The organism is Pseudovibrio denitrificans JCM 12308 (assembly GCF_001310815.1).
Classification (GTDB): domain Bacteria; phylum Pseudomonadota; class Alphaproteobacteria; order Rhizobiales; family Stappiaceae; genus Pseudovibrio; species Pseudovibrio denitrificans.
Genome location: NZ_BAZK01000024.1, coordinates 66989 through 84355 on the forward strand (window position 1 = coordinate 66989; position 17367 = coordinate 84355).

16 protein-coding genes, 1 other RNA gene and 1 pseudogene are annotated in these 17367 nt (G+C 53.2%); 14 read left to right on the forward strand and 4 right to left on the reverse strand.

The annotated features are described in order from the left end of the window. The first annotated feature begins 57 nt into the window (after positions 1-57). From pdxR to JCM12308_RS23215, 3 genes are all read left to right on the forward strand, one after another. The gene (pdxR, locus tag JCM12308_RS23210; protein ID WP_280138417.1) at positions 58-1476 is read left to right on the forward strand and encodes a MocR-like pyridoxine biosynthesis transcription factor PdxR; all 1419 of its coding nucleotides are present in this window, start codon (positions 58-60) and stop codon (positions 1474-1476) included. A 44-nt stretch (positions 1477-1520) separates the two neighbouring features. After that, positions 1521-1916, forward strand: an RNA gene (gene rnpB / locus JCM12308_RS23290) — RNase P RNA component class A. A 77-nt stretch (positions 1917-1993) separates the two neighbouring features. Next, positions 1994-2815: a hypothetical protein gene (locus tag JCM12308_RS23215; protein ID WP_054785226.1), complete on the forward strand. Its 822-nt coding sequence runs from the start codon at positions 1994-1996 to the stop codon at positions 2813-2815. 100 nt (positions 2816-2915) lie between these two features. On the opposite strand, the gene JCM12308_RS23220 is transcribed toward JCM12308_RS23215, so the two are convergent. From JCM12308_RS23220 to JCM12308_RS23230, 3 genes are all read right to left on the reverse strand, one after another. Continuing rightward, entirely contained in the window at positions 2916-3911 is a 996-nt protein-coding gene (locus tag JCM12308_RS23220; RefSeq protein WP_083416659.1) for an NADP-dependent oxidoreductase, read from the reverse strand. A 106-nt stretch (positions 3912-4017) separates the two neighbouring features. Then, positions 4018-4488 (reverse strand): SRPBCC family protein, encoded by a 471-nt coding sequence (locus tag JCM12308_RS23225; RefSeq protein WP_008548053.1) that lies wholly within the window; start codon positions 4486-4488, stop codon positions 4018-4020. Positions 4489-4698: 210 nt separating this feature from the next. Continuing rightward, a complete protein-coding gene (locus JCM12308_RS23230) occupies positions 4699-5421 on the reverse strand; it encodes an SDR family oxidoreductase (RefSeq protein WP_054785227.1) in 723 nt (240 codons plus the stop codon). 147 nt (positions 5422-5568) lie between these two features. On the opposite strand from JCM12308_RS23230, the gene JCM12308_RS23235 reads away from it, so the two are divergent. From JCM12308_RS23235 to pepT, 3 genes are all read left to right on the forward strand, one after another. After that, a complete protein-coding gene (locus JCM12308_RS23235; protein WP_083416660.1) occupies positions 5569-6261 on the forward strand; it encodes a formylglycine-generating enzyme family protein in 693 nt (230 codons plus the stop codon). A 42-nt stretch (positions 6262-6303) separates the two neighbouring features. Continuing rightward, positions 6304-6924 (forward strand): LysE family translocator, encoded by a 621-nt coding sequence (locus JCM12308_RS23240; protein WP_208608804.1) that lies wholly within the window; start codon positions 6304-6306, stop codon positions 6922-6924. Positions 6925-7013: 89 nt separating this feature from the next. Beyond that, the gene (pepT, locus tag JCM12308_RS23245; protein ID WP_054785230.1) at positions 7014-8255 is read left to right on the forward strand and encodes a peptidase T; all 1242 of its coding nucleotides are present in this window, start codon (positions 7014-7016) and stop codon (positions 8253-8255) included. A 2-nt stretch (positions 8256-8257) separates the two neighbouring features. Here pepT and JCM12308_RS23250 read toward each other — a convergent pair whose 3' ends face one another. Continuing rightward, positions 8258-8656 carry a helix-turn-helix domain-containing protein gene (locus JCM12308_RS23250; RefSeq protein WP_373282410.1) on the reverse strand — a complete coding sequence of 133 codons (399 nt, stop codon included), beginning with the start codon at positions 8654-8656 and terminating at the stop codon, positions 8258-8260. 125 nt (positions 8657-8781) lie between these two features. Between JCM12308_RS23250 and JCM12308_RS23255 the strand changes: the two genes are divergently transcribed. The 8 genes and pseudogenes from JCM12308_RS23255 to JCM12308_RS23285 all read left to right on the forward strand — a co-directional run. Next, positions 8782-9675, forward strand: coding sequence for an MFS transporter (locus JCM12308_RS23255; protein WP_208978888.1), 894 nt, complete (start codon positions 8782-8784; stop codon positions 9673-9675). Next, positions 9675-10013: an MFS transporter gene (locus JCM12308_RS30890; RefSeq protein ID WP_208978889.1), complete on the forward strand. Its 339-nt coding sequence runs from the start codon at positions 9675-9677 to the stop codon at positions 10011-10013. The genes JCM12308_RS23255 and JCM12308_RS30890 overlap by 1 nt, the downstream gene beginning before the upstream one ends. Positions 10014-10298: 285 nt before the next feature. Next, positions 10299-11117, forward strand: a complete 819-nt coding sequence (locus JCM12308_RS23260) for a sugar phosphate isomerase/epimerase family protein (protein WP_054785231.1) — start codon at positions 10299-10301, stop codon at positions 11115-11117. Between the two features lie 622 nt (positions 11118-11739). Next, complete coding sequence (locus JCM12308_RS23265) at positions 11740-12210, forward strand: division/cell wall cluster transcriptional repressor MraZ (protein ID WP_008547354.1); 471 nt, start codon at positions 11740-11742, stop codon at positions 12208-12210. After that, positions 12207-13248 (forward strand): annotated as a pseudogene (gene rsmH, locus JCM12308_RS23270) (16S rRNA (cytosine(1402)-N(4))-methyltransferase RsmH). The gene JCM12308_RS23265 and the pseudogene rsmH overlap by 4 nt, the downstream one beginning before the upstream one ends. A gap of 3 nt (positions 13249-13251) precedes the next feature. Continuing rightward, positions 13252-13605 (forward strand): cell division protein FtsL, encoded by a 354-nt coding sequence (ftsL, locus tag JCM12308_RS23275; RefSeq protein ID WP_008547620.1) that lies wholly within the window; start codon positions 13252-13254, stop codon positions 13603-13605. A gap of 11 nt (positions 13606-13616) precedes the next feature. After that, entirely contained in the window at positions 13617-15341 is a 1725-nt protein-coding gene (locus tag JCM12308_RS23280; RefSeq protein WP_008547988.1) for a peptidoglycan D,D-transpeptidase FtsI family protein, read from the forward strand. A gap of 112 nt (positions 15342-15453) precedes the next feature. Beyond that, a partial coding sequence (locus tag JCM12308_RS23285) for a UDP-N-acetylmuramoyl-L-alanyl-D-glutamate--2,6-diaminopimelate ligase (RefSeq protein WP_128647465.1) occupies positions 15454-17367 on the forward strand: 1914 nt, incomplete at its 3' end.

The following is a 17367-nucleotide window of genomic DNA, read 5'->3' on the forward strand; positions in this document are numbered from 1 at the left end:
GTTCCGCTTGTAGATCCGCTTAATCTAATTTTGGGGTGCCAGTTGTTCGAGTATGTTGTGATAATCAATCGCGAGGTCAGTACCCCGCTGTCGAGCCAGATTTATCAGCAGTATCGGGAGGCGATTTTGAAGCGGCGTATCCCGGAAGGGGAGCGGTTGCCCAGCTCCCGGCAACTGGCTGTTAGCCTCTCTGTATCGCGCAATACTGTGAACACGGCCTATGATTTGCTGCGTTCTGAAGGACTGGTAGACGTACGCTCAGGTGCAAGGCCGGAGGTGGTTGCTTTGCCTGAGGTTGAAGGGGCAGCTGCTGAAGGCAGTGTTCGCGAAACTGCACCTCCGTTATCATCACGCGGTCAACGGTTTGCGCGGAACCATCGGTACACGAGCCCAGATGGGCGCGGCTCTTCTATGCAGCCGGGGGAACCATCTCGGGCGTTGTTCCCAAAAGAGCAATGGGCGAGGAGTTTGAGGCGGGCTGCACGATTGCTCAATGGCAACGCGCTTGGGTATGAGCATACCTCCGGATTGCCGGAGTTGCAGCGGGTATTGGCACAGTATCTGGCACAGGAGCGTGGTGTTGTCTGTTCGCCAGAGCAGGTGCTTGCGTTTCCGACAACACAGTCTGCGCTCTCCCTCATGTCTCAGTGTTTCTCTGAGGAAGGGGATGTCGCGCTACTTGAAGAGCCGGGGTATCTTGGAGCTCGTTCAGCTTTTGTTGCTGCGGGTCTGAATGTGCGGGCACTCAGTGAGATTGAGCAGATTAAGCGGGCTTCTTTGATCTATGTGACGCCGTCTCACCAATATCCCACCGGCAGGCGTATGGAGATGGGGGAACGGCTGACTTTGCTCAAGCAAGCCAATGAGCGCGGGGCTGTCATCCTTGAAGATGATTATGACAGTGAGTTCCTGTTTGAAGGACGGCCTATTGCTGCGCTTCAGGGGCTGAGTGATAGGCATTCGGTAATCTATATCGGCACCTCAGCCAAGTCACTCATGCCGGGTATTCGTCTCGCTTACGCTGTGGTTCCCAAAGAGCATGTTGAGGGGTTGGAACTTGCGCAGCGGGCTTCAGGAGCTTTGACGAATGTTCACGTGCAGATGGCCTTTGCAGATTTCATCGAGAGTGGTCACTTCCGGGCGCATCTGAACAAAATCCGCAGTGCCTATCATGAAAACGGTGTTGCCTTGTGCCAGTTGATTTCTGAGCGATTTGGCAATCAGGTTGGTGTTTCCATGCCCACAGGTGGCTTGCAGACTTGCTTTTATCTGCCAGAGACCTGCGATGATGTTGCTGTTGCGGACGTGATGAACAAGAAGGGATTTGGCGTTAACCCGCTCTCTGTGTTCTATCTGGGAAAACCCAAGCGCGGGCTAATTGTTGGGTTCGCGGAGGCTAACGAGAAACTTCGGGAAGGCTTCGTGCGTACTCTAGAGATGGCGCTGGAGATGACGGGAGATCGTGTGCAAGCGTAATTCTTTACTTGACCTTTTTCCGAAGGCTCCGTAGTTCAGGTGCACCAGTCGGCCGGACGGTTGCTGCTGCAAGTGCCGAAAGGCCGCAGGGGAGGAAAGTCCGGGCTCCATGGAGACACGGTGCCGGATAACGTCCGGCGAGGGTGACCTTAGGGAAAGTGCCGCAGAAAGCAAACCGCCAGTGCATGCATTGGTAAGGGTGAAAGGGTGGAGTAAGAGCCCACCGCGTTTTTGGCAACAAAAACGGCATGGTAAACCCCACCGGGAGCAAGACCGAATAGGGGCGGCGCGGAAGTTTTCTTCCAGTCATGTTTCCAGACCTGACCGCCCGGGTTGGTCGCTAGAGGTGTTCAGCAATGGGCATCCCAGATGAATTGCCGTCACGTACAGGGGTAACACCCTGTGCCTTACAAAACCCGGCTTACAGGCCGACTGGTATTTTAAAAGACGTTACCGATCACTAATTGCTTTGATCCATGTTATACGTTTTGGCTCTATCGTATGATTGGAGGGAAGCGTGACTGCAGTTGCGATCTGGTACAACGAGATTGGAAAAGGGGTGTGGGCTGTAAGTGATACTCTGCTTTCTAAATCAGATGGAGCAGGTGAGCTTATAAAAGATGCTTCCAAAGTTCTTCCACTTACAGTGGCAAGACGGCAAGTTACTTCTCAGGATAAAGATATAGAATGGAGTGCAATTCGGTACGGACCGGAGTTGGGTTTTTGCTTTGCTGGTAGTAGCCTAGTTGCTCAAAATATTTATTTGGCACTGGTGCCTCTATTAGGGAATGTAAAGACATTTTCAGAGGATTTTGTCCCAAAACTAGCGTCAGTTGCAGAGTATGTTTTTAGTTATTCTTGTGAGAGATGGGAGGATTATAAGTATACCCTAGGAGAGGCCGGTTTATTTGAGTTGGGGCTGTTCGGGTATTGCTTGGTTGAGAAAAAATTTTCTGTTTATCTCATTAGGTTTGAGAAATCTGATGGAGTTTACGAATTGAAACTTCATGCTCATGAAAATCTGAAAGATAACGACTTCTTTTATCTGGGAGATCAGCGCGAAAAAGTTGAAGAGCTTATTGGCAAAGAGTTCGCTTCTGGTGGGAAGCCTGGAAGGCCCGTTGATCGAGCACCCAAAAATGTACTTGGTGACCTAATCAATGATCCTAACTGGGAAACGATTGGCGGAGGGATGCAGCTCGCAATATCTACGTCGCTCGGTCTTGAAATGTATGCGACGTGTACCAAGCTTGGAAGCCAAATTACTTATCTTGGAAGGCCTCTGGACACAGTCGGAAAATTGGATGAGGGGATGCCACTGGGCAATTTCATTTATTAAAAGAAAGCACCGCTTTGGTGGGCGGTGCTTTGGAGGTGGTGGCAAACGTTGAGGGCATTGCCACTAATGTTTGACCTGGGAAGTCTTGAGTTAGTTGGTCTTAGATGCGGATGACCAGTTTGCCCTGATTGGTGCCGTCGAAGAGTTTGTTGATGGCTTCAGGGGCTTGTTTCAGGCCCTCTTCGATATCAAGGCGGTATTTGATCTGACCTTTTTGAGCGTAAGCGCTCAGTTTCTCAAAGATCTCGCCGAAGCGGTGCTGTTGATCGATGATCACCAAGCCTTTCAAGGTGAGGCGTCGTGCAATGGCACGGACCAGATGAGGGCCTACGGACGGCTCGGTGTCGTTATAGGTGGAGATCAGACCACACAATGTGATTTTGCCGCCAATCTTCATGTTGTCGAGCGCCACTTCCAGCACCTTGCCGCCGACGTTTTCGAAGTGGCGATCAATGCCATCCGGTGCGTACTTGGCGACCATCTCTTCAAGGTTTTCGGTTTTGTAATTGATGACGGCGTCGAAGCCGAGCTCATTGAGGAGCCATTCTTTTTTCTCGTCTGAGCCGGTGACGCCGATAACTTTGAGGCCTTCGGCTTTTGCGATCTGGCCAACGAGGGAGCCAACGGAGCCTGCCGCACCAGAGATGAGGACAGTTTCGCCCGCTTTTGGCGTGTCGATTAATTCCATGAAGCCGTGGTAAGCGGTGGCACCCGGAAGACCAAGGAGGCCCATGAAGTGTTCCAGTGGTACGTCTTCTGGAAGAGGGACAAGATCTTCGCCGGTGGTGATGTAGTGCTCACTCCAGCCGAACATGCCGTTTACTCTTGTGCCGACGGTGAAAGCTGAGTTGTTGGAGGCTTCTACGATGCCGATGCCAAAGCTGCGCATGGTTTCGCCGATGCGGACTGGTGGCATGTAGCTGCCTTCATCCTCGTCCAGCCAGCCGCGCATGGCCGGATCCAGAGACATATATACTTGCTTGACCAGAACTTCGCCGTCTTTCAGTTCCGGCAGGTCTTCCTGCACTATCTTGAAATCAGTCGGTTTGATCATGCCGTTCGGGCGGGATGCTAATGTAACTCGTGTGTTTGTCATTTCATTCTCGCGCACAGCGCGTACCTAATTGTTTTATTGGAAGGTTTGATTGAGCCAGAGTTGGGAAAACTGGTCTGGCTCAATCTGTTTGGAGATGAGAGAAGGATTACGCTGCTACCCGAAGGCCGGAGTATTTCTCCACGTAGTCAGCGTTGCTTTTCAGAAGGCCGCGCAGGCCTTTCTTGAACTGGAACTTCATGAGAGGTGTCAGAATCTTCCCGAGGATACCCATTTTCGGAGTGAAGCTCATGGTCATGGTGACACGGGTTTTGCTTGGGCCTTCCGGAGTGAATTCAAAGATTGCTTTGCCATCTCTGAACGGTGCATTGGTGTCGTAGATATCGATGGTGATGCGCTGATGCTCCAGATATTCGGAGATGCGCTCTTTCAGGAAGGTTTTGCCATCGGTGAAGTCGCATTGACGAACAGCGCCAACACCGGTTTTCTGCTTTTTGCCAAGCAAGTAGGAAGCATTTAGGCCCGGGTGAAATTTGTTGATGTTGCCGTAGTCGTCCCAACTGTCCCAGACAGTGGCGATAGGGGCATTTACGGTTTGGTGGACTGCAATCGAAACCATCTGAACTCTCCTCATGTTGAAAAGGGGGAGGCAGACACTACCGAGGCCAGAAACCACCTCTGTCATTGGGGGATGGGTCTTGTCTGCTCCCTTGAGCTCATAGATAGCGTGATGAAAAATGGACCGGTAGATAGGTAAAGATGGACATGATGGTTCAAAAATGAACCAAGGGTCTCTTGCCGGTTTTGTGAGGAAAGGTTGTTTGCAGGATCAGGCAGATTGCCTTGTGGCTGTTATGACCAGTTCGCGAATGTTCACGTTCTGAGGCTGATTGTAGGCAAACAGCGTTGCATCCGCCACGCTTTGTGGGTCAAGTGCGCCGCCGATCTGCCTTTTTTGCTTTTCGTAATCTTCGCGGATCTTTGCATCGCGTGTGCTGTCCGGCAGGGCGGTTTCGACGAGGCCGGGAACAATAGTGATGACGCGAACGTTGTGGCCAGCTACTTCCTGACGCAAAGCTTCGCTGAGGCCATGGATGGCGACCTTGGTTGCGCCGTAGGCGGCTCGCATGGGGAAAGCTTTCTTGGCAGTCATGGAGCCGATGTTGATGATGGTGCCGGAACTGCGTTTGTACATTTGCTGTAGAACTGCATGGATGCCATTGAAGACACCGCGCAGGTTCACATCGATCATCTTGTTCCAGTCTTCTGGCTTCTGATCTTTGAGTTCGCCCAGAAACATACAGCCTGCATTGTTGACGATTGCATCTGCCGGTCCAAGGGCCTGTTCAGCGTGGCGGATGGCTTTGGCCATTTGCTCGCGGTTGGTCACATCCACTTTGCGGCAGATTGTGTTGGGGAGGTCCATGGCGACCATGGGTTCTTTACGTCTTGCTAAAAGCAGCAGGGGGTGCCCGTCTTTGCTGAAGGTTCTTGCAATGGCTGCGCCGATGCCAGAGCTGGCACCTGTGATCACAACAAGGGGCTTTGTCATGGGTTTGCTTGGGTTCCGGTCACCGTGAGTGTCATGATCTCTAACCCATTACGCGAAATAGTTTTCTGAAGCCTGTTATGAGCGGCTAAAGTTTGTTTCTATTCGTTGAGTGCCTTTACAGGGTTTGAGCAGGGTGGAGGGGAACTGTTGGAAGATCTGAGTTCAATTCTAATGCCAGAAATGGTGACTGTTCCGGCTGGTGTTCTTTCTCAAAAGGATGACCGCACAGGGAAAAGGTGGGCGGTGCAAGTTCAGTTGTTTGAGGTTGCGAAGTATCCTGTCACTCAAGCGCTGTATGGTTCAGTTTTGGGAGAGTGGCCCTCACTTTTCAAAGGGGATGACTTGCCGGTCGAGTCTGTGAGTTGGTTTGATGCATTGCGGTTTTGTAATGAGCTTTCGACGCGCTGTGGGCTCGAGCCTTGCTATGCATTTCATGCGGATGACGCGGTTGAGCAGCAGCCGAAGAGTGGTGGTTTTCGTTTGTTGACGGATGCAGAGTGGGAGTATGCCTGCCGTGGCGGTTCTCATGAGCCGCGATATGGGCCGCTGGATGAAGTGGCCTGGTATGCTGAGAATTCCGGAGGAGCACCACAGAAGGTTGGCCAGAAGGCTGCAAATACCTTCGGGCTTCATGACATGCTCGGTAATGTGTGGGAGTGGTGTTGGGATCAGTATGATCCTCACGTCTATGGTCAATACCGGGTCTTCAAAGGTGGTGGTTGGGCTGATGAGGCGAGGGGATGTCTGGTCACCAATCGGCGGCGAAGTCATCCAGCTTTCCGAGTTGATGATCTGGGGTTTCGCATTGCCAGGACGGTGAGGTTGACTGGTTCAGCCTGATCAAGTACTCATGATTTCTATATGTATACATTGGAATACAATATGGATTTTTGGGTTTGGTTTTCCTTCGTTCTGATTTCTGCTGCGAACATTGTCACGCCGGGGCCGGCGATCCTCAACACTGTGCGGAGGGCAGCGCAGTTGGGAATGGGCAGAGTGTTTCCGACCATTCTGGGTAACACGCTTGGTCTTGCTATTGCTGGTTCCTTCTGTGCGGGTGGAGTTGCTAGCTTTGTGCTTACCTCAGAGATTTTGTGGAGCGTGTTTCGGTGGCTCGGCGTGGGGTATCTGGTGTGGCTTGGGCTCAAGTTTGTCTTCAAACGTGAGGAGATTGATTTGTCTGGTGATGTGAGAGCTTCCGTCTCTGGCATGACATTATTTTGGGAAGCTTTTTTGTTGGCTGTCACCAATCCCAAAGCCATTCTCTTCTTCGTGGCCCTGTTTCCGCAGGTGATGCGTTCTGAGAGTGCGTTGCTGCCGCAAGCTGCTATCTTGGTTGCAACGTTTTGTGGGATTTCGGTTCTCTCTTTATGCAGTTATTCGGCATTGGCGTCTCTGCTACGGGCGCGCTTTATCACGCAGGCTCGGTATCGCCGGTTTCGTGTGGTCTCAGGCTTTGTTCTGTTTGGGTTTGCCGAGAAAATTGCTGGCGAGGTGCGTTAAAGCGGTTTGCATTTGTCAGAGGAGAGGTGTTCCTGCTTGAAACTTGGGGAGCTTCGCGCAGATAAGAGGTAACTGCAAGGAGATCTTCTATGAGAACAGAATTTGATCAGGAACTGGAAGAGCGTCTCGTTCGTTATGCTGCGATTGATACGCAGAGTGATGAGACCTGCCCAGAGACCCCAAGCTCTCAGATCCAGCTCGACCTGCAAAAGGTGCTGCGTGCTGAGCTGATGGAGATTGGTGCAAGCGACGTTGAGCTGACCGAGTACGGCGTTGTTCTTGCAACTATTCCTGCGACTATCGAGACTGATGTGCCTGTGATTGGCTTGCTGGCGCACGTGGATACTGCCCCTGCTTATCATGCGGAAGGCGTGAAGCCGCGTGTTCATCGTGCGTATGATGGATCTGCGATTTCCTTCCCGGATGCGGATGAGTTGTCCCTATCTCCTGAGAACTCCCGCTATCTTGGTGAGAAGATTGGTGATGACATCATCACCGCCAGCGGCAGCACTCTGTTGGGTGCGGATGACAAGGCTGGTGTTGCGATCATCATGTGTCTTGCGCGTCATTTGCTGGCAAACCCGCAGATCCCTCATGGCAAGTTGCGCATTGCGTTTACGCCAGATGAAGAAATCGGGCGCGGTGTTCATGACAAGCTGCCGGGTGATCTGGGTGCTGACTTCGCCTACACACTGGATGGCGGCAAAGTCGGAGAACTGAATTACGAGAACTTCTGCGCTGATGGTGCGACCGTGAAGATCACGGGTGTTTCTGTTCATCCAGGTTATGCGAAAGACAAGCTGGTCAACGCACTGCACCTAGCGGGCAAGATCATCGCCATGCTGCCGCATGCGACGATGACACCTGAGACCACTGATGGTCGTGATGGCTTCATCTTCGTTGCCGACATGGTTGGTAATGCTGCTGAAGCAGAGTTGCATTTTGTTCTGCGTGATTTTGAGCTGGAAGGCCTTGAAGCAAAAGCTGATTTGCTGGAGCAGGTATGTGCTGCTGTCCAGGCGACTGAGCCGCGTGCGTCTATCACCTGTGAGGTGAAAGAGCAGTACCGCAACATGCATCACTGGCTGCGTGATGACATGACCCCGGTGGACCTGGCGAAGGCGGCTTACGAGGACATGGGCCTGACTGTTTCCTCCAAACCGATCCGTGGTGGAACAGATGGTTCCGTCCTGACTGCCAAGGGAACATCCTGCCCGAACATCTTCACCGGTATGCAGGAAATCCATGGCCCGCTGGAGTGGATCAGTGTGCAAGATATGGCGATGGCCACACAGGTTTGCCTGAAGCTGGTTGAGCGCGCAGCGAAGTAAGCTCACTCGGCCTGAAGAACTATTGGAAACCGCTGGCTATTTGGTCGGCGGTTTCTTTTTGTCTGTTGGCGTTTGCCGGTCGTCTTCAGCATGCGTTGAAAGGACGGGCACTCCAGATGACTTGGGGCGGGGCAGTCAGCCACGTGGTGCAGAACATTGCGCAGGGCAGTGAGCTCTTTGATTTGCTCATCAATCTGGTCAGCGCGTTCCCGGATCTGGTCTCTCGGGATTTGCAGCTGGCCCTGCTCTGAAAACATGCCGGCAATCTCGTTTAGAGAGAAACCGCCTGCTTTTGCGAGGGTGATCAGGGCCAGCTTGGTCAGGATCTGCGGCTCGTACTGGCGTCTGAGGCCGTGCCGGGTGACAGACTGAATGAGCCCGACTTCCTCATAATACCGCAGGGTGGAAGCTTTACGCCTGAACGCTCGGTGATCTCTCCAATATCCAGCAGTTTCATACTTGACCTCAAGTTGACTTGAAGTCGTATCCTGATCCCATCAGGGCAATTTTGCAAGAGGATAAGCAAATGAAACAAGTGCACGTGGAGCCCACACAACAGGTCTGGAAAGACCCCAGAGCCATTGCTTTGCTGATGGCGGCTACTTTGACGGTGATGGCGAATGCAACCATCAGTCCAGCGCTTGCCGGGCTGGAGGAGATGTTCAAAGATGATCCGAATGTGTTGTGGCTGTCTCGGCTACTGGTTTCGACGCCTTCGCTGACCGTTATCATCTGCGCTCCGCTGGCTGGGGTGATTGCGGACCGTTATGGTCGGCGGGCGTTGTTGCTTGTTGGTGTTCTGCTGTTTGCCGTGATGGGGAGCGCTGGGCTGTTTCTGCCGGATCTGACGAGCATGCTGGTGAGCCGCCTGGGGCTTGGCGTGGCTGTGGCCATGGTGATGACAGCGCAAACGGCTTTGATTGGCGACTACTTTGTTGGCGATCAGCGTAGTTCTCTGATGGGTTTGCAGACGTCTGCGCGTAACTTTGGTGGCTTTCTGTTTATCTCTATGGCTGGTGTGTTGGCGGTGAGTTCTCCGCGGTTGCCCTTTGCTATTTATGGATTGGCGTTGCTGATGGTGCCGTTTCTGTGGCGTTACATTAGTGAACCTGCAAGGCATACCGGCGGAGCACGGAAAACCGCCAATACTGAAGATGATGGCGCGGCAGCCTGGGCATTGTTGTTAGGAGCGTTGGCTGTCTTGCAGATGCTGACGAACATGATCTTCTTTCTAATGCCAACGCAGTTGCCGTTCTTCTTGGATGCGCAAGGGTATGACAGTGCGAGTATGACAGGCGCTGCGCTCGGTGCGTTGATGTTGTCTGGCGGAACGGCAGCGTTGCTTTACGGACGGATCAAGGCGCGTGTTGGTATAGCGGTGCGTTCACGTTGGCTTATGGATTTATGGCGGTGGGATTGATGTTGCTGACACTGCAAAGAACGTGGAGCGTGTTCCTTGGAACGGCCGCCATGGGGGCAGGTTATGCGCTGGCAATGCCGAACTTTCCGGCTATGGCTTTGCAGGTTGCGCCGAGTTCACGCCGTGGTATGGCTGGTGGTGTTCTGACGTCCTCAGTCTTCCTCGGTCAGTTCCTCTCCGTCTTCGTCAGTATTCCGCTGATTGCAGCGGTTGGGTTTGCCGGGACCTTCCAGATCGTTGCGACTGCGCTGATGTGCATGGCTTTGGTTGGGTTGCTGGTCTTCATCTGGCGTTCTTTCCGCAAAGCAACGACTGCGTTTGTAAGGCTGGAAAACTGAACTTAAGAGCTTACGAGAGCGTCAGCTTCACCGAGCAAAACTGTAGATTTTTGTTGATGCTCTTGTTTGCTCTGGAATAGTACGTAGACCACGCAAAACGAAGCTGTCATGGTGCTCTGATTGCCGCGCTTGGAACGCGGTGAGATGAGCGCTTAGAGCAGTTGGTAGGAGCCGGGATAAAGGCAGACTGTTTTAGGTGATGTAATGCCTTTGACATGGTTGCCATGTAAGAGCAGAGGCATAACTGAAAGCGTGCCTTTTAAGGCCTTATCTTGGAATAGCCGCATGAGTGATTTGCCGGTTTTAGGCGCAGCAATGTGCGTCAAACATCTTCCTCAACATCGTGAATGGTTGCTGGAACTTCCCCGAGACCTTGAACTGCAAGATTTCTATAACTGGAAGTTGCTGGACAATGGGTGTGATGACCTGATCGCAGAAGCGAAGAAGCTTCTGGATGGTCATGAAGGACGTCTCGGTTTGCATGGTCCGTTCTACAATATGGATCTGTCTGCAGCTGATCCGCTGTTTCAGCAGGCGGTTCGCAAGCGGTTGGATCAGGGCATTGAGCTGTGTGCCAAGATGGGTGCAGATCAGATGGTGCTGCACAGCCCCTATACGATCTGGGATCACAACAACCTGGATATCTACGACAATGGCCGTCAGATGAAGCTGGAGATGATCCATGCCAACCTGAAGGATGTTGTTGCCAAGGCTGAGGACATGGGCTGTGTCATCGTACTGGAGAACATTGAGGATCTGGATCCGTCCTACCGGATGGACATCCTGAAGAGTTTTGATAGTGAGGCTCTAGCGCTTTCCATTGATACCGGGCACGCTCACTACATGCACTCCTGCTATGGCGCGCCGCCGGTTGATTACTTCATCAAGTCGGCAGGCAACACTCTGCAGCACGTGCATATTCAGGACATTGATGGTTATGCTGATCGTCACTGGAATCCGGGTGAGGGATCTATTCCGTGGGAGCCGCTGTTTGCGGAGCTGGCAAAGCTGACGAGCAATCCGCGTCTGATCCTTGAGATCATGGATGAGACCACTTTGCGCAAGGGTGCGGATTATCTGGTTGGACTGGGTGTTGCCAGATAACAGAAGCGCTTGCTTTTTGTGATGAGATTTTGAGGCTGGCAGAGCTGTCAGCCTCTTTGCTTATGAGCGATCCGAAGTAACCAACAAAACCAATTGTGATCGCGGCGTGTGACGTCCTCATGGGAGGCAAATAGTCGACTCAGGACAATCGTGGGTAGGTATGGGAAATTGCCCCACCCCTTGCTGATTGAGCATGGAATCTTATGATCTGAGGTGGGAAAAGCGCCTTATTGGCGAGGCTGATAGGTTAAAATCACTAGAGCGACTTGGCCAAATTCTTTCTTTCGCCTCTGTAAAAACTGTGAGTACTTCTGGTTGTAATCGCGTTTTGGACGCGTGTAACTCGCAGAAATCCCTGCGTAAACTCCTATCAATACTTCGTTTACCATAATTGGTGATAACTACCAGATGTTAAGGGGCATTCTTTTCGGTTTGGACATGTGGGTTCATTGACGTCCCATGCTATCCCATGGTATCCCATAGGCTCCCGGGGAATTCCGGTGTGTACTTCAGTAATCTTGTTGTTTTTGCCTGATTTGAGCGCTGGCTCTCCAAGGAGTGGAGAGTTGTTTGATGTGCCGATGACAGATCAAGAAGATCTGGCTCATTAAAGAGGGGACCAATGGCTGGTTTTGTTTCGCACTTCACCAATCGGGTGGATGCAAAGGGTCGTGTATCGATCCCTGCGCCATTCCGTGCGGCGTTGGCGAAAGACGGCTTTGAAGGTCTCTACTGCTTCCCATCTCCTTTTCAGGAGGCGGTTGATGCAGGTGGCAACGGACTTACCGCTGAAATCCAGAAACGACTAGATGCGTTTTCGACGCTTTCCATGGAGTACGACGCTCTGTCCACGGCGCTGTATGGCGCCAGTGAGACGCTGAAAATTGACCGGGATGGTCGGATTGTTCTGTCTGAGATGATCCGTAACCACACTGGCATTGACGGCGAAGTCACGTTTGTGGGGCAGGGGTTTAAGTTTCAGATTTGGGAACCGACCAGGTTCGCCAAGCACCGCGACGAGGCCATGAAGCGGGCGCTTGCAGTATTGTCTTCCGGCGGTGCGCCGGGGGCAGCAGCCGGAGGGGCACTATGATGACGGGCGGCGACGGAGACAAATCCGGTATCGCTGGCGGACCAGCGCGTCACATTCCAGTCCTTCTGGATCGGGGTGCGGGAGGCAATGGCCCCCGCGCCGGGTGATGTGATTGTTGACGGCACATTTGGTGCCGGTGGTTACTCCAGCGCATTTCTTGATGCTGGAGCCAGTGTGATTGGTATTGACCGGGATCCGGATGCGATCCGTGATGGTCGTGCTTTGGAACAGGCGTCTGATGGGCGCCTGAAGCTGGTTCACGGACAGTTTGTCGATCTTGAAGAGCATGCACGTGCGCTCGGCCATGATGCGGTTGACGGCGTGGTCATGGATCTTGGTGTTTCTTCCATGCAGTTGGATCAGGCAGCGCGAGGCTTCTCGTTCCGCTTTGATGGTCCGCTTGATATGCGCATGGAGCAGGATGGTCCAAGTGCTGCGGATGTGGTGAACACCATGGAGCGCAAGGACCTGACACGCATCATCGGATTGCTTGGTGAGGAGAAGCGCGCTTCCAGTGTTTCTCATGCCATTTGTCAGGCGCGTGAAGAGAAGCCTTTTGAGACCACGCTTGAGCTTGCTCGCGTGATTGAAAAGGTGGTGAAGCGTAATCCGAAGAAAGCCAGCATTCATCCGGCAACGCGCACATTTCAGGCGCTGCGGATCTATGTAAATGGTGAGCTGCATCAGGCAGCAGGTGCACTGGCTGCGGCAGAGCGGATTTTGCGTCCGGGTGGACGTCTGGTTGTTGTGACGTTCCATAGCTTGGAAGACCGCATTGTGAAGCGGTTCCTTGCTGATCGTTGCAAGACCCGCGGTGGTGGTTCTCGCCACATGCCAGAGGTGGATATTCCGCCTCCGACTTTCGAATTTATCGTGAAGGGCAATCAGGATGCCAGCGTTGAGGAGGTTGCTGACAACCCTCGCGCACGGTCTGCTCGTTTGAGAGCAGGGCGCCGGCTGGATTCGCCTGCACGACCATTAGATATTCATGAGGCTGGCGTTCCGCGTCTTGCTTCATTCCACGGACTAGGGGGCTAGGCTATGCTGCGCTTCGTTAATCTGTTCTTTGTTGTTGCAGTGGTTATTGGCGCTGCGCTCGTTTACGACATCAAGATGTCCAACGAAAACCTTGCCGATCAGGTACGTCAGCTCTCTGCTGAGATCGCCAAGGAAAAGGACGAGATCCGCTACTACAAGGCCCAGTGGAGTGTGCTCAATCAACCGGGGCGCCTGCAGGGTATCGTTGATCGTTATAACGATATTCTCAAGCTTGAGCCTTTGCGTGCAGAGCAGATTACGACACTGAAGGCATTGCCGGTTAAGCCTGTTCTGATGGAGCCAGTTTCTGCTGATGCGATGAGCGGTTACGCTAGTCGCGTTACATCCGTGCAATAAGGGAGGAGCTCGTGGCCAGGAAAGCTGACAGCTCCTTTTTGAGGCGGTCTAACTTCAATCAAAAACATGGCACTACAGCGATGCGGGTTCGTGGCCCGGGTCGCTCTCGTATTGTTTTTGCCATGACATTGTTCGTGCTTGTGTACGGGGCGATTGCCGGTCGTCTGATCCTGCTTGGATTGCAGGATGGTGATCCGGCTCAGCGCTTCCTTGCCGCGCAAAGTACGGTTGCTCAAGCGCGCCCAGATATTGTTGATCGCAATGGTGAAATCCTTGCGACCGATATCAAGAGTGCTGCGCTTTATGCTGAGCCGCGGAAGATCCCGGATACGGATGAGGTTTTTGATGGCCTGATCTCCGTGTTGCCGGAGCTGGATACGCCTGCGATCAAGAAACGTCTGGAAAGCAATGCGCTGTTTACGTGGCTGAAGCGTGAGATCACGGTTGAGCAGCGTCAGGCTATTCATGCGCTCGGTCTTCCGGGAGTTGGTTTCCGCGAGAGCAATAAGCGGTTTTATCCGGGTGGTCAGACTGTCAGCCACATTCTTGGTACGGTGAATGTCGACAACCAGGGCCTTTCCGGCATGGAGAAGTATGTCGATCAGGCGTGGTTGAAGGATCTGCAGGATCTTGGCTTTACGCAGGATCGCAACATGGAACCTGTGAAGCTCTCCGTTGACCTGCGTGTGCAGCATGCAGTGCGTGATGAGCTGCGTCGCTCCATGGAGTACTATAAGGCTAAAGCGGCGATGGGTGTGGTGCTGAAGGCGGATACTGGCGAAGTGATTGCCATGACGTCTTTGCCAGACTTTGACCCGAACAACCGTCAGCAGGCGCTTGAGAAAGCGCGCATGAACCGCGTCACCGGTGGTGTCTTCGAGCTGGGCTCAATCTTCAAGGGCCTTACCATCGCGATGGCGCTGGATAGTGGCAAGGTGAAGCTGGAAGACGGGTTTGATGCGACCAAGCCAATCCGTGTTGCTGGTCAGAAGATTGACGACTTCCATGGCAAGCGCCGTGTGTTGTCTGTTCCTGAAGTTTTCATTTACTCGTCCAACATCGGCACCATCAAGGTTATGCAGCGTGCCGGAATTGAGGCGCAGAAAGAGTTCCTGTCCAAAGTTGGCCTGACCGAAAAGATGAACACCGAGATGCCTGGCGTTGCGCGGCCTCTGCTTCCTCCTAAGTGGAACGAGCTTGCTGCAATGACCATCTCGTTTGGTCATGGTGTGGGTGTGACGCCGCTGCAGATGGCTGTGGCTGGTGCAACGCTGGTCAATGGCGGCAAGTATCTTGAGCCAACCTTCCTGCCTCGCAGTGAGGAAGAGGCGGACAAGCTTGCCAAGCAGGTTCTGAAACCAGAAACCAGTGAGATCCTACGGTATCTCAACCGCGAGAACGTTCTGCGCGGATCCGGTCGGCGTGCTGCTGTACCGGGTTATGACGTTGGCGGTAAAACTGGAACAGCGCAGAAGGTTGTGAATGGCCGTTACGCGGAAGGTGTTTATCTGAACTCCTTCATGTCGGCGTTCCCGATGTCCAATCCTGAGTATCTCGTTTTGATTGTGTTGGATGAGCCGCAAAAAGTGGAGGGGCAACGTTATTCCACCGCAGGGTGGAATGCTGTGCCAACCACTGCATCTGTTATCCGCAGAATTGCACCAATGCTCGGCGTGGTGCCTGATTTCGCAGATGACGCAGAGACAATTCCGGTTTCCTATCAGAACCGGAACTAAACAGGAGAGGTGAATGGGGCAATACATGGAGATTTTGGGGAAATATGAAGACAATTATTCTCCGAAACTGCTTTGCCACATTCATGTCTCATAGGCCGGACATATCGACGCTATGTTGCTTAAAGACCTTACAAAACAAGAGATAGACTCCGCCGCAGGCGATGGGCCGGACGGCGCTGGTGCTCTCACTATTTCGGGGCTTACTGCTGATAGTCGGGCAGTGGAGCCCGGTTTTGTTTTTGCTGCCCTGAAGGGCGTGAAAGTTGATGGTGCACAGTTTATCGAGCAGGCCGTGGACGCTGGCGCTGCTGCTATTTTGATTGATGCAGACCGTATTGATGATGATATCCGCAAAAAGGCCAAACAGGCTGCTCTGATCGCTGCAAAAGATGCGCGCCGGGAACTTGCTTTGATGGCTGCGGCCTTTGCTGGCAGGCAGCCTGAAAAGATGGTTGCAGTTACGGGAACTGCGGGCAAAACGTCCGTTGCTGTATTCGTTCGTCAGATCTTTGAGTATGCCGGGCTTGTTTCGGCCAGTCTCGGTACCATCGGTACTGTGACCTCTACAGGGCAGAGCTATGGAGGTTTGACCACGCCTGATCCTGTGTCCTTGCACGAGGATCTGAAGCGTCTGGCAGAAGATGGCATTACCCACGCAGCGATGGAAGCTTCCAGTCATGGGCTGGATCAGCACCGCCTAGATGGTGTGCGCATTGTTGCTGCTGGCTTTACCAATCTTGGCCGGGATCACATGGACTACCACCCAACGGTAGAGGATTACCTGCAGGCAAAGTTGCGCCTGTTTCGTGATCTGCTGCCGGATGACGGTGTGGTGGTTATTGATCCGGAAGCACAGTTTGCAGACCGTGTGCTGGAAGTTGCCAGAGAGCGCGGCCTCAAGACCTTTACCACCGGTTTCTTTGGTGAAGACCTAAAGGTGCGGAGCGTTCAGCCGGAAGGGTTTAGTCAGGTTCTTGAGCTTGAGACGGCTGAAGGCGTGTTCTCTGTTGCGCTGCCGCTTGCTGGTGATTTTCAGGTCAGCAATGCGCTGATCGCTGCAGGTCTGGCGATTGCTGCTGGTGTTCCGCTGCAGACTGCCTTGGAAGCGCTGACAGTTTTGCGTGGTGCACCGGGCCGTATTGAGCATGTTGGTACCCGTGAGAACGGGGCGCTGGTGTTCGTTGATTATGCTCATAAGCCAGAAGCGCTGGAGAATGTGCTTGCGGCGCTGCGTCCGTTTGCTCCGGGGCGCCTGATCAGCGTGTTTGGCTGTGGCGGTGATCGTGATGCCGGTAAGCGTCCGCTGATGGGTGAGATTTCGGCGCGGCTTGCTGATGTTTCCATCGTGACGGACGACAATCCACGCACCGAAAATCCTGACAGTATTCGCGAAGAGATTGTTGCTGCTTGTCCTGCTGCGCTTGAGATCGGGGATCGTGCGCTTGCCATCCGCCAGGCTGTGAAGATGCTGCAGGAAGGCGATGTGTTGTGTGTGGCCGGTAAAGGTCATGAAACAGGGCAGATTGTTGGAACTGAAGTTCTGCCATTCTCTGATCACGAAGAAATCCAAAAAGCGCTCGCAGAAGCCTCTGAAGAAAATGGCGTTGCTCCAGTTGCCGAGGGTGGTTCGCCTGAGCTCTCTCTAGAGCTGGATGAGCTGGATCTTCTTGCAGATGAAGGTGATGATTTAGCCGCCGCTGAAGCGCTTGATGATGACGATCTGCTGGCAGCAGTTCAGGCTGGTGTGGACGAGCTGGAAGCGGCTCTGCCGGAAAATCCTGATGATGCACGTGATCAGGAAGAGGAAGACTGGCTGGCGCTGGAAGAGGAAGTTCTTGGTGCTGACGATCTTGCTGATGCGGAGCTGGCTGATGTTGAAAGCCATGACCCTGACTTTGGTAAGGATGGCTTCCCGAATGTTGCAGAAGATACGCCGGATGCGCTTGAAGACGAGCTGCTGGGTGATCTAGCGGCTATCGAAGCCGAAGCCGAAGCCGAAGCCGAAGCCGAAGCCGAAGCCGAAGCC

Excerpts from the sequence above, each read along its gene's own strand:
- JCM12308_RS23220 (WP_083416659.1), bottom strand. The coding sequence starts at position 3,911 with ATGACAAACACACGAGTTACATTAGCATCCCGCCCGAACGGCATGATC.
- JCM12308_RS23225 (WP_008548053.1), bottom strand. The coding sequence starts at position 4,488 with ATGGTTTCGATTGCAGTCCACCAAACCGTAAATGCCCCTATCGCCACT.
- JCM12308_RS23230 (WP_054785227.1), bottom strand. The coding sequence starts at position 5,421 with ATGACAAAGCCCCTTGTTGTGATCACAGGTGCCAGCTCTGGCATCGGC.
- JCM12308_RS23240 (WP_208608804.1), top strand. The coding sequence starts at position 6,304 with ATGGATTTTTGGGTTTGGTTTTCCTTCGTTCTGATTTCTGCTGCGAAC.
- pepT (WP_054785230.1), top strand. The coding sequence starts at position 7,014 with ATGAGAACAGAATTTGATCAGGAACTGGAAGAGCGTCTCGTTCGTTAT.
- JCM12308_RS23255 (WP_208978888.1), top strand. The coding sequence starts at position 8,782 with ATGAAACAAGTGCACGTGGAGCCCACACAACAGGTCTGGAAAGACCCC.
- JCM12308_RS30890 (WP_208978889.1), top strand. The coding sequence starts at position 9,675 with ATGTTGCTGACACTGCAAAGAACGTGGAGCGTGTTCCTTGGAACGGCC.
- JCM12308_RS23260 (WP_054785231.1), top strand. The coding sequence starts at position 10,299 with ATGAGTGATTTGCCGGTTTTAGGCGCAGCAATGTGCGTCAAACATCTT.
- JCM12308_RS23265 (WP_008547354.1), top strand. The coding sequence starts at position 11,740 with ATGGCTGGTTTTGTTTCGCACTTCACCAATCGGGTGGATGCAAAGGGT.
- ftsL (WP_008547620.1), top strand. The coding sequence starts at position 13,252 with ATGCTGCGCTTCGTTAATCTGTTCTTTGTTGTTGCAGTGGTTATTGGC.